This window comes from Enterobacter cancerogenus, assembly GCF_019047785.1.
Taxonomy (GTDB): Bacteria; Pseudomonadota; Gammaproteobacteria; order Enterobacterales; family Enterobacteriaceae; genus Enterobacter; species Enterobacter cancerogenus.
In genome coordinates this window covers 1,312,780-1,327,578 of record NZ_CP077290.1, presented here as the reverse complement: position 1 = coordinate 1,327,578, position 14,799 = coordinate 1,312,780, and the positions used below count along the sequence as shown (strand labels likewise).

General features: G+C 53.8%; 16 protein-coding genes. 4 read left to right on the top strand and 12 right to left on the bottom strand.

All coding sequences use genetic code 11. The features are described 5' to 3' along the window. Position 1: 1 nt before the first annotated feature. The 4 genes from I6L58_RS06205 to dcuC all read right to left on the bottom strand — a co-directional run bounded on the left by I6L58_RS06205 (position 2) and on the right by dcuC (position 4,041). A complete protein-coding gene (locus tag I6L58_RS06205; RefSeq protein ID WP_088207692.1) occupies positions 2-1,246 on the bottom strand; it encodes a PTS fructose transporter subunit IIC in 1,245 nt (414 codons plus the stop codon). Positions 1,247-1,270: 24 nt separating this feature from the next. Then, the gene (locus I6L58_RS06200) at positions 1,271-1,597 is read right to left on the bottom strand and encodes a PTS fructose transporter subunit IIB (RefSeq protein WP_058610653.1); all 327 of its coding nucleotides are present in this window, start codon (positions 1,595-1,597) and stop codon (positions 1,271-1,273) included. A 173-nt stretch (positions 1,598-1,770) separates the two neighbouring features. Beyond that, a complete protein-coding gene (gene rna / locus I6L58_RS06195) occupies positions 1,771-2,580 on the bottom strand; it encodes a ribonuclease I (protein ID WP_006177122.1) in 810 nt (269 codons plus the stop codon). Between the two features lie 93 nt (positions 2,581-2,673). Then, positions 2,674-4,041, bottom strand: coding sequence for an anaerobic C4-dicarboxylate transporter DcuC (gene dcuC, locus I6L58_RS06190; RefSeq protein WP_042320960.1), 1,368 nt, complete (start codon positions 4,039-4,041; stop codon positions 2,674-2,676). A 737-nt stretch (positions 4,042-4,778) separates the two neighbouring features. Here dcuC and pagP point away from each other — a divergent pair. Beyond that, positions 4,779-5,396 carry a lipid IV(A) palmitoyltransferase PagP gene (gene pagP / locus I6L58_RS06185; RefSeq protein WP_006177126.1) on the top strand — a complete coding sequence of 206 codons (618 nt, stop codon included), beginning with the start codon at positions 4,779-4,781 and terminating at the stop codon, positions 5,394-5,396. Positions 5,397-5,586: 190 nt separating this feature from the next. Further along, a complete protein-coding gene (gene cspE, locus I6L58_RS06180; RefSeq protein WP_006177128.1) occupies positions 5,587-5,796 on the top strand; it encodes a transcription antiterminator/RNA stability regulator CspE in 210 nt (69 codons plus the stop codon). 216 nt (positions 5,797-6,012) lie between these two features. Here cspE and crcB read toward each other — a convergent pair whose 3' ends face one another. Beyond that, on the bottom strand, positions 6,013-6,399 hold the full coding sequence (gene crcB / locus I6L58_RS06175; RefSeq protein ID WP_042320967.1) for a fluoride efflux transporter CrcB: 387 nt from the start codon (positions 6,397-6,399) through the stop codon (positions 6,013-6,015). 67 nt (positions 6,400-6,466) lie between these two features. Between crcB and I6L58_RS06170 the strand changes: the two genes are divergently transcribed. Together I6L58_RS06170 and tatE are read left to right on the top strand one after the other, a co-directional pair. Continuing rightward, positions 6,467-7,255, top strand: a complete 789-nt coding sequence (locus I6L58_RS06170) for a deaminated glutathione amidase (RefSeq protein ID WP_088207691.1) — start codon at positions 6,467-6,469, stop codon at positions 7,253-7,255. 128 nt (positions 7,256-7,383) lie between these two features. Further along, entirely contained in the window at positions 7,384-7,587 is a 204-nt protein-coding gene (tatE, locus tag I6L58_RS06165; protein WP_006177131.1) for a twin-arginine translocase subunit TatE, read from the top strand. Between the two features lie 81 nt (positions 7,588-7,668). Here the strand turns inward: tatE and lipA are convergent, their stop codons facing one another. The 7 genes from lipA to mrdB form a co-directional block, all read right to left on the bottom strand. Then, positions 7,669-8,634: a lipoyl synthase gene (lipA, locus tag I6L58_RS06160; protein WP_006177132.1), complete on the bottom strand. Its 966-nt coding sequence runs from the start codon at positions 8,632-8,634 to the stop codon at positions 7,669-7,671. Between the two features lie 195 nt (positions 8,635-8,829). Next, a complete protein-coding gene (locus tag I6L58_RS06155; protein WP_058610656.1) occupies positions 8,830-9,783 on the bottom strand; it encodes a YbeF family transcriptional regulator in 954 nt (317 codons plus the stop codon). A gap of 290 nt (positions 9,784-10,073) precedes the next feature. Beyond that, entirely contained in the window at positions 10,074-10,715 is a 642-nt protein-coding gene (lipB, locus tag I6L58_RS06150) for a lipoyl(octanoyl) transferase LipB (protein WP_006177134.1), read from the bottom strand. 94 nt (positions 10,716-10,809) lie between these two features. Next, positions 10,810-11,073 (bottom strand): DUF493 family protein YbeD, encoded by a 264-nt coding sequence (gene ybeD, locus I6L58_RS06145; RefSeq protein WP_006177135.1) that lies wholly within the window; start codon positions 11,071-11,073, stop codon positions 10,810-10,812. Positions 11,074-11,179: 106 nt separating this feature from the next. Beyond that, positions 11,180-12,391 carry a D-alanyl-D-alanine carboxypeptidase DacA gene (gene dacA / locus I6L58_RS06140; RefSeq protein ID WP_006177136.1) on the bottom strand — a complete coding sequence of 404 codons (1,212 nt, stop codon included), beginning with the start codon at positions 12,389-12,391 and terminating at the stop codon, positions 11,180-11,182. Positions 12,392-12,530: 139 nt separating this feature from the next. After that, on the bottom strand, positions 12,531-13,670 hold the full coding sequence (rlpA, locus tag I6L58_RS06135) for an endolytic peptidoglycan transglycosylase RlpA (protein ID WP_088207690.1): 1,140 nt from the start codon (positions 13,668-13,670) through the stop codon (positions 12,531-12,533). A 16-nt stretch (positions 13,671-13,686) separates the two neighbouring features. Further along, a complete protein-coding gene (gene mrdB / locus I6L58_RS06130) occupies positions 13,687-14,799 on the bottom strand; it encodes a peptidoglycan glycosyltransferase MrdB (RefSeq protein ID WP_006177138.1) in 1,113 nt (370 codons plus the stop codon).

Genomic DNA, 14,799 nt, shown 5'->3' with positions numbered 1-14,799 from the left:
GTTACAGCGTATCGACGGAGAGTTTTCCGCGTTTATGCATGTGGTTACGGATAGTCACCACCAGCAGGGCCGTAATGACCGCGCCGACCAGAATGCTGAGCATATACGCACCCAGATTGGTCACCAGCGGCCATGCCCAGATGGCAGATTCCGGGAACCATTGCACGGCACCCAGGGCGGTGGCGGTCATCGCGCCCGCTATGGCACCGATCATGTACGCTGGCAGCGTCGCGAGCGGGTTTTCCAGCAGGAACGGGATTGCCCCTTCGCTGATCCCCATAAAAGCGAGGAACATGGCGGTTTTGCCCTGCGGATAAAGCTGTGGGCTAAACAGGCGTTTGCCGGTCAGGCGGCGGTCAATCAGCGTTGCCAGCCCCAGACCAATCGGTGGGATAACGATCGCCACCGCGCGGGAGGTTATCGGCAAAACGTGATCGGTCGTCAGCCCCAGCCCGACGAACCCGGCCGCTTTGTTGATCGGGCCGCCAAGGTCAATTGCCGTGGCCGCAGCCATGCCGATGGCATACATCATCGAGCCTGCTTCACCGGCGGCGAGAAGCAGGGCGCGCATCCCGGCGTTGAGCCAGCCGCCAATCGGGGTGATGACGTAATACATCGCCAGCATCACAAACAGGGCGGAGAGAATCGGGATCAGGAAGGTGCTTTTGAACGCCAGCAAATACTGTGGGAGGTTGATGCGGGTGTTCAGCCATTTCACCAGGTAGCCTGCGGCAATGGCGATAATCAGCGCGCCGATAAAGGTCGACGGCACCGGTTTGGTGGCAAGCCAGGTGAGTTTTTCAGGATCGAAATTCAGCACCAGCGTAGGCTGGGTGGCGACAAGACCGCCGATAAAGCCGGCCGGGAAGGCCAGTTTGCCGCCGATGGAGTTGGCGACGAACGCGGCGAACATCGGGATGGCGAAGCTAAACAGCAGCCCGCCAAAGGACTCGGTCAGATAACCGAATTTCAGCACCGACAGGTTAAACCCGGTGAATTTGCCCGAGTTAAGCGCGTCAAGAATACCGGTGTCTGGCGGGATCTCCAGCCAGACGTAGGCGATCAGCTGCGAAATAGCGAGGATTACCCCGCCCATGATGAGCGTTGGCACCATGCGGGAAATGCCCGACATAATGTGCTGAGGCAGCTCTTTCCAGAACGTATTGCCTGCCGCGACGGGTGCCGGCTTAATGGCGAGCGTATCGCCCTCTACCGGGCGCACCGCACTGCGTTTTTTTAATGCCATGACGAAAACCCCTGAGGTTGAGGATTATTGTTGTTCTGCAGCAATCAACTCTTCGATCTCTTTCAGGGTGCCAGCCGCATTTTTAATAGCATCCTGAAGCGTAATTTCGTAAACGTCGCGCGTTTCAAAGCGTTCGTTATCTTCCGGCGTAATGGCGATGGCGTGGATAATGATGTCAGCTTCGGCAATGTCCTGCGCCGTTAAGCGGTTCTGAATGCCGTCCGCGCCCTGCGTTTCAATTTTGACCTCATAGCCCGCTTCCACCGCCGCTTCTTCCAGCGCCTGTGCGGCCATAAAGGTGTGTGCCAGGCCCATTGGGCAGGCGCAAAGTGCAATCAATTTTTTAGCCATGTGTAATTCCTCCTGTAGGTAACGCCTTGATTATGGCGGGGAGGATCTGGCGCTGTTTACCGGATAAATAATGCATTGGCTGGAAAAATGATGCGTATAGCCGGAAGTGTGACGCGGGTCGTCATATAAGGGAAAGGAATGAATTGCCGGGCAGAAGCTGCCCGGCAGGAGGGTCAGTAGCCGACTTTATCGATAATAAACTGTTTGCCGCAGTTACCGGGATGCGGGCGTGGCGCGAAGGAGGCCGCCGCGAGCGGATTGTTAATGGTGCTGGCGTTCAGCGAGATTTGCATTTCCGTCAGATACGCCGGGTTGCCATTACAGGTGAGCTTGATCGCCTTCACGCTCTCTTTGCCCCAGCTTTTAGCCACTGCGTCATCAAAGGCGCTGCGGTTAACGGTTTTGCCGTAGTTCCCGGCGAGGAATGTCCCCAGGGCACTGCTTTTGACCTCCTGAGTCATACGGACCATGGTGCCGAAATAGGCGTCGGGATCGAAGCCAAAACAGACTCCATGCCGGGCGTACTCATACCGTTCGAGGCAGGACGTGCCGCCCGCGCCGGGCATCACGCTGTTCAGCTTTGCGGCAGCAGACAATGAAAGCCCTGTCTCGGCTGCGGCACATTTGCGGCTGGCTTTTGCTTCCGGCATGTCTGGAATGGGGCGGGTGGCGCAGCCGAAACGTATCCAGCGGCGTTCGTCCACGCCACGCGCGGCGACAGACTTAGGCAAGCCGGGCCATAGCCCGTGAACGGTCAGGAAATCGGTTTTATTCGCGCTCTCTTTTTGCAGGCGGCACTCCTCCGGCTCGTTGCGGTTGCGCTCAGCCATGCTCTGACAAAAACCGGTTTGCCAGGAGAGTGCCAGAACGTAGCGATCGAAATCGCCATACTGTGTGGCCTTGAGCGGTTCTGCGTGTGCGCTGAGTGCGCAGAGTGCGAGCGCCATAGCGCCAGCCGGGATAACGATATCCTTCCTGAACATGTGATTTCCTGATCGGTGAGAGCGAAATATTTCTGGAAGTTATTAAAGCATAAAAAGCGCCCGCAGGCGCTTTTTTGGCAACAGGCAGGAGGCTCAGGCGGCGCCTGGCACCAGTACCTCCGTCGCAATAATCACGATGATAAGCCCGACCAGGACCGGCACCGACGTGCGTTTCACCACTTCGAAAGGCGAGATTTTTGCCATCCCGGCCACCGCAACCACGACGCCGGAAACCGGGGAAATGGTGCGCCCCAGGTTGGATGCCTGCAGCATCGGAATGGAGAGGTACGCCGGGTTGATACCGGAGGAGTGCGCCAGTTTTGGGATCATCTCAACGAATGCATAGAACGGCGCGTTACCGGAGCCGGTGGTCATTGCCGCCAGCATGGTCAGCACGACCAGCACCAGCATCAGAATAATGCTGGCTGAGCCGAACGACGTCGCAATGGAGATGAGGCTCTGAATAAAGCCGATGGTGCTCAGCCCCTGCGCAAACACGCCTGCGGCCACCAATAGCATCACGACCCCGGCAAAGGCATCTGCCATTCCGCGATACGCCACTTCAAGGCCGGAGAACACTTTCTGTGTATTGAAGCCTCGCACAAACTCCAGCAGAGCGGCCAGCAGCATGCAGATCACGAGGATGGTGATAATGTGCAGCTGCGGGCCCCATTTGCCGTCAAAAATCAGCACGCCAATAATCGGCGTGAACGGCAGAATGGAGTAAAACGCCGGGGCGGTTGTGGTGATTTCACTCACATCCAGCATTTCGTGGTTAATGTTCTCTTTTTTATCGAGATAGCGCTGCCAGAAGAAATGCGTGATGCCCATGCCAACGATAGCCACAATCGAAATGGGCAGCGTTGTTTTAAAGGCAAAGTCGATGAGCGACATTTCCGCCGCTTTTGCCGCCAGCACAACGTCGCCGGAGGTTGGGGAGAGAATGATTGCCGCTGGCGAGGCGCAGATTGCCGCGGCTGCACCACGACTGATCCCCACGTTGACCATAATGGGGAACAGCGTTGCCATCAGCAGCACTCCAAGCCCGGTCGCCGATGACACCGCGAGCGACATCAGGCATGCCAGGAAGTAGGCCGCCACCATCAGCAGGTAAGGGGAGTTAATGTACTGCAGGGGTTTAGAGGCCAGCTTGACCACCATATCATTGGCACCGATATGGGTCATATAGGCAGCAAAGCCACACAGCATCATAATCATCATGCCCAGATCGCCGCCGCGGCTCATAAGCAGAATCTTAATATATTCCACGATATCGGTAGCGGTATAGCCGGTGCTGGCCTCGCTGGCGGGCAGAACCTGATGGCCCATCAACGCGCTGATAATCAACAGCGTCAGGCCACCGACAAACAGCACGCCCGTCGCTGAATACCCTTTAATGATGTAGCGCGCTACACCGACGATGACCACGACCCCAATAAGGAGCTCGATAAACGTAAGCATGATTTCCCCTGTATCCTTGCTGCCCAAAAGTAAGATAATCAATAAAAAAGAAGCATGAAATGTGCCGAATTAATGGCCTGCCCTTGCTGATTAAAATCAAAGAAGAGACGACTTGAGGCAGTATCGACGATTTTTTTGCCACCGCACTGGCATTTCTGTCTCGTCGTCATTGACTGCATGAATACTTATTATATGCCCTGGCACCCGGAAAATGGGTAGTTTTGTATTATCTTCGGGCGTTTCGCCCACGTCTCCCTGTGATTTTCACCTGTCTGAGTTTGCTGCGCAAACGTAAAAGATAGGATTTATGCATCACGGAGTTAAGATTGTATATGCCCATAATTCCTGAATAAAAATACGGGAATTATTTTTTTAGTTAATTAATTACGCCGCGTTTATGGGGTGGCGTGAATATATGTTTTCCCTAACCGCTCTCAACGGACCAGTCGCGCGTGCAGGCGTCGGCGTTATCGCGCTTTGCGCATTTGACTGAACAGGAGGGTGAGGGCGAAAGCCCAGCGCTGATGCGGTCCTGCGCGAGAGGGGACGATTAATAAATCCACGATGATATGAGGGGAGGATTATTCTGGTCTTCATTATAATGTTAAATTAACGTTAAAAAACTAATATTATGAGGTTATTCATAAAAGCTCAGATGTTTTCTCAGAATATTCTCAGCACAGAAAAGAATAATTAGGAACAGAGACGATTTTGTTAAGACTTCGTTCAACTATTCTATGGTAAGCTTCGCCTCGTATACTAAGAATGGTAATGGTATTGTGACTTTACGTAATAAGATTTTTATCATATTAGCCTTTATTTTCGGCCAGTTAAGTTTCGCCTGCGTTGCAGGTGCGAACGACAATGTAAGCGAGAAAGGGTGGTTCTCCACCTTTAAAGATAATGTGGCGCAGACGTGGAACGAGCCGGAGCATTACGATCTGTATATTCCGGCCATCACGTGGCATGCCCGCTTTGCGTATGACAAAGAGAAAACGGATCGCTACAACGAGCGCCCATGGGGTGCCGGCTTTGGTCAGTCCCGCTGGGATGAGAAAGGGAACTGGCACGGCCTCTATCTGATGGCGTTTAAAGATTCCTACAACAAGTGGGAACCGATTGGCGGCTACGGGTGGGAGAAAACCTGGCGTCCGTTATCGGATGATAATTTCCGCCTGGGGCTGGGGTATACGGCAGGTTTTACCGCGCGTGATAACTGGAAGTACATCCCGGTGCCGGTTCTGCTGCCGCTGGCCTCCATCGGCTATGGTCCTGCGACGTTCCAGATGACCTATATCCCAGGGACCTATAACAACGGTAACGTTTACTTCGCCTGGATGCGTTTTCAGTTTTAACTAAAAATGCGCTCCCTTCTGGCGAAAAAATGGGCAGGCCTTGAATCGTAAAGGATAAAAATCCGGCAGTTAAAATTAACGCGACTTTTGTCACTTTTTATCAAAGATCCGCTGGACAAAACGTTCCACAATTGATGTACTGATACCCGACACAGCATTTGTGTCGTTTTTTAATGTAAAGGTAATTTTGATGTCTAAGATTAAAGGTAACGTTAAGTGGTTTAATGAGTCCAAAGGATTCGGTTTCATTACTCCTGAAGATGGCAGCAAAGATGTGTTCGTACACTTCTCTGCAATCCAGTCTAATGGTTTCAAAACTCTGGCTGAAGGTCAGCGCGTAGAGTTCGAAATCACTAACGGTGCCAAAGGTCCATCTGCTGCTAACGTAATGGCTCTGTAATACAGACTCGTCAGCAAGAATTTCAAAACCCGCTCATCGAGCGGGTTTTTTTCGTCTGCAATCAGCCCATCAGATAGATTTTCAGGAAGCTGGCAACGATCGCGACGCTCAGCAAAACCATACCTGCGCTCATCAAACTCTCTTTCATGCTGTCACCCTCGTTCAGTATTGCGCTCAGAGTGACAGATAAAAATTAAGCTAACATTAACGCTGCGATCAGGAATGCGCGCTGGCGGAAGAAACGAGCCAAAATGCGAACCCGGTCATCGCAAATGAGCCGAGCATGTTAACCGCTATGTTGCCCAGCGCCCAGACGATGCGCCCTTCCTGAAACAGGAAGACCGTTTCGGCCGAGAAGGTGGAAAAGGTCGTTAATCCGCCGCAGAAGCCGGTGGTGATTAAGACTTTCCACATCGGGTCGATATCGGTCATGCGATTAAACCAGGCTAACCCCATTCCGATGATAAACGCCCCAATCAGGTTTGCAGCCAGTGTTCCCAGGGGGATAGCCTGATGCACCGGGTTAAACCGCATGCTTAACAGCCACCGTGCAACGCTACCTGTTCCTCCACCAATAAAAACGGCTAAAAGTAGTTGTAACACTGTAGATTCCTGCTATTTGATAGTTAAGAACATCGAGTGTAACGCTGTTTATGAGCAGGGGACAATTATGTATGTGGCCGTAGGACAGTTTGCCGTCACGCCAGACTGGCAGGTGAATGCGCAAAAATGCGTGTCTCTGATGGCACAGGCGCAGCAGAAGGGCGCAGCGATGCTGGTGCTGCCAGAGGCGTTGCTGGCGCGTGATGATAATGACCCGGACCTGTCGGTAAAGTCCGCGCAGTCGCTTGAGGGGCCGTTCCTGAAACGTCTGCTGGCCGAAAGCGAGGGCAATGCGCTCACCACCATCCTGACGATCCACGTCCCGTCCACGTCGGGCAGGGCGGTGAATACCCTGGTGGCTATACGCGCTGGAGAGGTGATTGCCAGCTACGCCAAGCTCCATCTCTACGACGCCTTTAGTATCCAGGAGTCACGGCTGGTTGATCCGGGGGATCGCGTCCCGCCAATGATTGATATTCAGGGTGTTAAGGTCGGGTTGATGACCTGCTACGATATCCGCTTCCCGGAGCTGGCGTTAAACCTGGCGCTGCAGGGGGCTGATGTGCTGGTGCTCCCCGCCGCATGGGTTAAAGGACCGCTTAAAGAGCACCACTGGGCCACGCTGCTGGCCGCCCGCGCGCTCGATACCACCTGCTATGTTGTGGCAGCAGGGGAGTGTGGGAATAAAAATATCGGGCAGAGCCGGGTTATCGATCCGTTGGGGGTGACCATCGCCGCAGCGGCAGAGGCACCCGCTTTGCTGTTGACGGAAGTAAATTCAGAGCGAATAGCGCTTGCGCGGCAGCAATTACCTGTTCTACGCAACCGACGTTTTGCGCCACCGCAATTATTATGATGTTTTTTTCATCAGTGCTTGATTCACCTTGTTACAGATTGCTATTGTGTGCGCGCGCCAAATGACCGTTAATACCATCAGGTTTTTTCGGTGCTGAATACAGCCTGTTTTATGTAAAGAAGGTATCTATGGGTGAGATTAGTATTACCAAACTGCTGGTGGTTGCCGCACTGGTCGTCCTGCTGTTTGGTACCAAGAAGTTACGCACACTGGGTGGCGATCTGGGTGCAGCCATCAAAGGCTTTAAGAAAGCGATGAACGATGATGACGCGGCGGCGAAGAAAAGCGCCGAAGATGGCGTTCCTGCAGAGAAGCTTTCTCACAAAGAGTAACGGCAATGCCTGTTGGCTTGCGAAAAAAAACCGGCTCATGAGGCCGGTTTTTTTGTATTACTGTAACGGTTTATTACAGCATTATTTAACTTCTTCGCCTTTCGCCTGCATGTCGGCGTGGTAGGAAGAGCGAACAAATGGCCCGCACGCTGCGTGGGTAAAGCCCATCGCCATCGCTTCGGCTTTCATTTCATCGAACTCATCCGGGCTGACATAGCGCTGTACCGGCAAATGGTGACGGCTTGGCTGCAGGTACTGGCCCAGCGTCAGCATAGTCACGCCGTGGCGACGCAGATCGCGCATCACTTCAATGATTTCAGCGTTGGTTTCGCCGAGACCCACCATCAGACCAGACTTGGTCGGGATATGCGGATGGGCTTCTTTAAAGCGCTCCAGCAGCTTCAGGGACCAGTTATAGTCGGCACCTGGGCGCACCTGGCGATAGATACGCGGCACGTTTTCCAGGTTGTGGTTGAAGACGTCCGGCGGGGTCGCCGTCAGAATGTCCAGCGCGCGGTCCATACGGCCACGGAAGTCAGGGACCAGCGTCTCAATCTTAATGCTTGGGCTTTTCTCGCGGATAGCCGTAATGCAGTCCGCAAAGTGCTGAGCACCGCCATCGCGCAGATCGTCACGGTCAACAGAGGTGATAACAACGTAACGCAACGCCATGTCAGCAATGGTCTGCGCCAGTTTCTGAGGTTCGTTCGCATCTGGCGCAACAGGGCGGCCATGGGCAACGTCACAGAATGGACAGCGGCGGGTACAGATTGCACCCAGGATCATAAAGGTTGCGGTACCGTGATTGAAACATTCAGCAAGGTTAGGGCAAGAGGCTTCTTCACACACAGAGTGAAGACCGTTTTTGCGCATCGCTGCCTTGATCCCCTGAATACGTGAAGAGTCGGCCGGAAGTTTAATTTTCATCCATTCCGGTTTTCTTAACAGCGCTTCGCGCTCTGTAGCCACGTTTTTAACCGGGATAAGGGCCATTTTATCGGCATCGCGGTATTTAACACCGCGTTCCATCACAATGGGTTTACTCATAGCGTGCGTGTTCCAGTTGCGAATAACGAAGGAAAGCGTTTCAATTCAAGGGAATGTTGTATTTATCAACTATTTTTGAACGAACGACAGGCAGTATATCATTGATAAGGGCCATAAAGCAGCCTGTCAGGTCGCCAAATTGTAAAATAGTTGTTGTTTTGTGCGTTATGGCCTGCAGGCTGCTGGGTTCGTCTGTCAGAAGGCCTGACGGATGATATTGATGACATTTTCCAGTACCGGATCGCGCAGACTCAGCTTGTTGTAATGCAGCGAAATGTCGAGGGATTCGCCATTCAACTCGCTCAGGGCGAGACGCTCCAGCGGCCAGCATTTGCGCAGCAGGGTAAACAGCCGCGAAGGCATGACGCACAGCATGTCGCTCCCGCCAATCAGTGACGCTACGGTAAACATATTGTAACTGCTAAAGCTAATCTGGCGGTCCGGGAAGAGCTCATCAAGACGCTGACGTAGCGGGGCAGAGCCTTGTCCCTCGGCCATGAAAGAGGCATGTTCGTAAAGGCGCAGGTTCTCAAGCGTGGCGGGCTGGCTGAGTGCCGGGTGGTGCTGGCGACACACCAGTACCAGCGCATCGGAATAAAGCACGTTTTGCCCCAGGGCTCTGGCACTGAAACTATTGATGTCGATAATCAGATCGGTCTGGAACTGCGCCAGCTGCGCTTCAGGTTCGTGAACGGGAACGTTGCGGATGAGTAACTGCGGCGCGTGCTGCCTGATGGCCTGATAAATTGCTGGCATCACCAGCACGCCAAGAGAGGCAGAGGCACCAATGGTGATGGTTCGCTGCTTGTCATAGCTCCCGGTTAAGTCCAGCGCGCCGAGTATCGATTCCAGCCCCTGGCTGATGTACTCATGCAGGTGCGTGGCGTAAGCGGTTGGCGTTACGCCCTGGCCTTTACGAATAAATAAGGGATCGGGAAATATGGCGCGCAGTTTTTGAATTGACTGGCTAATTGCGGAGGGCGTGAGATTAAGAATTTTCGCAGCATTAACGATACCCTTGTGGACATATACTGCCTCAAAAATAGTCAGCAAATTGAGATCAATATTACGTAAAGTCCGAAAAATTTGCGGCTTATCCTCGCCACCGGGTTCATTCAGGCGTTTAGCTGGTAAATTATTAGACTCCACGCGTTCACTCCGTATTCATTCACAATATGAATGATAGTTGAATTTATTTATTATGCCTGTAGAGATTCGTAAAGTGTTACCCGCGCCTCACTTGTTTCGCGAAAACAAACAGTTGGGTGATTATCACGCCGGTAACATGCACTCTGCAGCAGGGACTATTAGGGAACAAAATAATATGTAACGCTAATATGCGGGCGCTTCGAAAATATAGAATATGGGGATTATTGTAAAGCGTAAAAGCGGGAAATAAGCAGTGGCTCGACAAATAGTGAGCCACCGGGCGAAATATATTAAGCAGTGATATATTCGTGAGGAGGATTGTTAAGCAGCGCTAAAAAGTTGTTTAGAAGTACAGGGCGAATTATTTCAGGCGTCGCGTTCTCGACCCACTGGCGCATTTGCGTCATTTCCATCCCGGCATAGCCGCACGGGTTGATACGCAGGAATGGGGTGAGATCCATATTAATATTCAGCGCCAGCCCGTGGAATGAACAGCCCTTGCGAATACGCAGCCCCAGCGAACAAATTTTCATCTCTCCCACGTACACGCCGGGCGCATCAGCGCGGGGATGTGCATCGATATTGTATTCCGCCAGGGTACGCACCACCGTTTGTTCAAGCAGCGTGACCAGCTCGCGCACGCCCAGCTTTCTGCGTTTTAAATCCAGCAGAACGTACATCACCTGCTGTCCCGGACCGTGGTAGGTCACCTGCCCGCCGCGATCGCTTTGAATAACCGGAATATCACCGGTCATCAGCAGATGTTCAGCTTTTCCAGCCTGCCCCTGAGTAAACACGGGAAGGTGCTCTACCAGCCAGATTTCATCCGGTGTAGTTTCATCGCGTGAATCCGTGAAATCATGCATAGCCTGGGAGACAGGTTCGTAAGGTTGTAGCCCGAGATGGCGGACAAGAATGTTATCCTGGTACAAAACGACGACTCCGAAGAGGGACGAGAAACGATGTCAGGGAGTATATCACAGCGGGGAGGTGGGTTACCCGGCCAACCGGGTAACCGCGAGGGGACTACAGCACCATGCGAACGATTTCGATATTGCCGAGTTCTTCGTACAGCGTCTCAACCTGCTCAATGTGTGTCGCAGTGATAGTGATAGAAACCGAGTGGTAGTTGCCTTTGCTGCTTGGCTTAACCGACGGAGAGTAGTCGCCCGGCGCATGGCGCTGTACCACTTCAACCACCTGATCAACCAGCTCAGGTTTCGCCAGACCCATTACTTTGTAAGTAAATGAGGTAGGGAATTCAAGCAGTTCGTTAAGTTTGGTTTTCATGTCAGCTCCGGCGTAACGTCAAAAAAGAATAACTCCCACATCGGGTGGGAGTTATCAGGATACTTAGTATATGGGGATCAAAATCACACTTTCAAGTGTTCAATTTTTAGCCGAACCAGTGATGGAACATCAATTTAATGTAATCAATGATTTTGCCGAAGAAGTTGCCTTCCGGGATCTCATCCAGAACCACAAGCGGACGCTGATCGATGGTTTTACCATCGAGCTGGAAGTTGATCGTCCCCACAACCTGGTTTTTCTGCAGCGGTGCGTGCAGTTCGGAGGTGTTCAGCACGTAGCTGGCTTTCAGATCTTTCATGCGTCCGCGAGGAATGGTCAGATAGAGATCTTTGTCCACGCCCAGAGAAGCACGGTCGTTGTCGCCGAACCAGACCGGCTCGGAAGCAAACTCTTTGCCTGCTTTAAGCGGGTTCACCGTTTCGAAGAAGCGGAAGCCCCAGGTCAGCAGTTTTTTACTTTCGGTTTCACGGCCCTTGAAGGTTCGTCCGCCCATCACGGCTGAGATCAGACGCATCTGGCCTTCGGTAGCCGAAGCGACCAGGTTGTAGCCGGCTTTTTCGGTATGACCCGTTTTGATGCCGTCAACGTTCAGGCTGTTGTCCCACAGCAGGCCGTTACGGTTGGTCTGGCGAATACCGTTGAAGGTGAACTCTTTCTCTTTATAGATGGTGTACTCGTTCGGCACATCGCGGATCAGCGCCTGGCCGATCAGCGCCATGTCGCGCGCGGAGCTGTACTGGCCTTCAGCATCCAGGCCGTGAACGGTCTGGAAGTGGCTGTTTTTGAGACCCAGCGCAGTAACGTAGCTGTTCATCAGGCCCACGAAAGCGTCCTGGCTGCCCGCCGCAAAATCGGCCATGGCGACGCAGGCGTCGTTTCCGGACTGCAGGTTGATACCACGGATCAGCTGAGAAACAGGCACCTGCATGCCAGGTTTCAGGAACATCAGCGATGAGCCTTTGAAGACCGGGTTACCGGTGGCCCAGGCATCGTTACCAATGGTCACCAGATCGGTTTCTTTGAACTTGCCTGCCTTCATTGCCTGACCGATAACGTAGCTGGTCATCATTTTGGTCAGGCTCGCCGGATCGCGGCGGGCATCGGCGTTCTGTTCTGCCAGAACCTTGCCAGAGTTGTAGTCGATCAGGATGTAGGATTCCGCGTCGATCTGCGGAACGCCAGGGATCATGGTCTTGATGTTCAGGTCATCGGCATGCGCCGCGGAGAGAGCCGCTGCACAAAGGGCCGTGGTCAGCGCCATGCGCTGCACAAAACGAGCAGAAAAAGTGGTCTTCATGGTCAGAACTACGACATCCGTGATGGAATTAAAAAAAGTGCCTTACTATAGCAAAAGCTATACAGGCAGGCATCCGACTTTAAGCATGAGTTTGTGAATGTGTTTTACACAAATTGACATTTCGGATACCGCCGAATCATTATTTTGCAACAACGATGAACGACTGCAACTGCGCTTCGCTTTGCAGACGCTGTTGCAGGGCCGCTGCCTGCGATTTGCTGGCAAACGGTCCCATCTGAATGCGCCACACCGCACCGTTTTGCTCAACGCGGCCCGGCACGCTGAACTGCTGGCTCAGGCGTTGCTGGTACTGCTTCGCGCGAGCCTGATCGCTTACGGCACCGACCTGAACCACAAAGCCACCGCTGGAAGCCGCGGGTGCGGCAACCGGCGCGCTTTGCGCTGTGCCCGGTGCGGTAACAGGCGCGGGCTGAGTGACGGGTGCAGTCACTACAGGTTCAGTCACCGCAGGCGCAGCGACAACAGGCGCTGGCGTTGGCTCGCTGCCTTCCAGCACGCCCGACGCTAAGGTCGTTGGTGCGCCAAGGAAACCGCTGCTTTTAACCGGGGCGCCCGTGCTGTCATCACTCTGTAAGGTATCGTTGCTGATAGCGCGTACTTCACCCTGCGGCTGAGCAGGTTCAGCTGGCGTGGATGCGCCCCCCATACCGCCGCTCAGGTCAGGACGCGGGGGAAGGGCGTAGGTCTGTTTGGCGACCGTCGTACAGGCGGTACCCGGGCCGGAGAGCGTACCATCCTGCGCCACAATGATAGGATCGATGCGTACTTTGGTATTGTTCGAGGTGTTCAGACGGTCAGCTGCCGCGCGCGACAGGGAGATCACCCGGTCGTTACCGTACGGGCCCCGATCGTTAATACGCACCACAATCATGCGCCCATTGGCCAGGTTGGTGACGCGGGCATAGCTCGGGATAGGCAGCGTGGGATGCGCCGCGGTAATTTGCATCGGATCGAACGTTTCACCAGACGCCGTCAGGTTACTGCCTGGTTCAGCGTCATAGATGGCCGCTAAGCCTGCCTGGCTGAAGCGGGACGGGTCCTGAACGATTTTGTAGCTTTTACCGTCGCGCTGGTAATCCTGATTCGCGCTGGCGTTAAGCGGTTCATAAACAGGATCGGCACCGCTGATCTCAACTATCGGGCCATTACAGACCGCTGGCTGCGGCGGCGCGACAGTTGCCTGTTGCTGACCATCATCACTCGTACAGGCTGCAAGTAAACTTGCGGCGATACAGATCCCCAGCCACTGCTTACGCATTGCGATCCCCTTATTTTTATACGCTTTTGGACAACATTTTTCTGTGGGTATGGATCGACATGACGATACCAAACCCGGCCATCAACACGATCAGTGCCGAGCCCCCGTAACTGACCAGCGGGAGCGGGACGCCAACAACGGGCAGAATACCACTCACCATACCAATATTTACGAAGACATAAACGAATAAAATCAGCATCAATCCACCGGCCATGACGCGGCCAAAGGTGGTTTGCGCCCGTGCGGCAATCCACAGCCCGCGCATGATCAGCAGCACATAGAGCGCCAGCAGGATGAGGATGCCGACCAGTCCCAGCTCTTCGGCCAGGACCGCAAAGATAAAGTCGGTATGGCGCTCCGGCAAGAACTCCAGCTGTGACTGGGTCCCGTGAAGCCAGCCTTTACCGCGCAGACCGCCGGAACCGATGGCGATCTTGGACTGAATAATATGATAGCCCGCGCCCAGCGGATCGGTTTCCGGATCAAGCAGCATCATCACGCGCTGGCGTTGATAATCATGCATCAGGAAGAACCACAGGATCGGGATAAAGGCCGCCACCAGCACCACGGCAATGCCAATTAACCGCCAGCTCAGGCCAGACAAGAACAATACAAACAGGCCGGACAGCGCGATAAGGATGGAGGTGCCGAGGTCCGGCTGCGCCGCCACCAGCAGCGTAGGCAGGAAAATCAACACCAGCGCAATCGCGGTATTTTTCAGTGAAGGCGGGCAGACGTCGCGGTTGATAAAGCGCGCCACCATCAGCGGAACGGCGATTTTAGCGATTTCCGAAGGCTGGAAGCGGACGATCCCGAGGTCCAGCCAGCGCTGCGCCCCTTTGGAGATTGCCCCGAAGGCATCTACGGCCACCAACAGCACGATACAGAAGATATAGAGGTAGGGCGCCCAGCCTTCGTAAACACGCGGCGGGATTTGCGCCATAACCACCATAATGACCAGCCCCATCGCAATCTGGCCGACTTTACGCTCCATCATGCCAATGTCCTGGCCGCTGGCGCTCCAGATGACCAGCGCGCTGTAGACCAGCAGCGCCAGGAGAATCAGCAGCATAGCGGGGTCGATGTGAATCTTATCCCACAGCGATTTTTTGTTCGGATTATCCGTCAT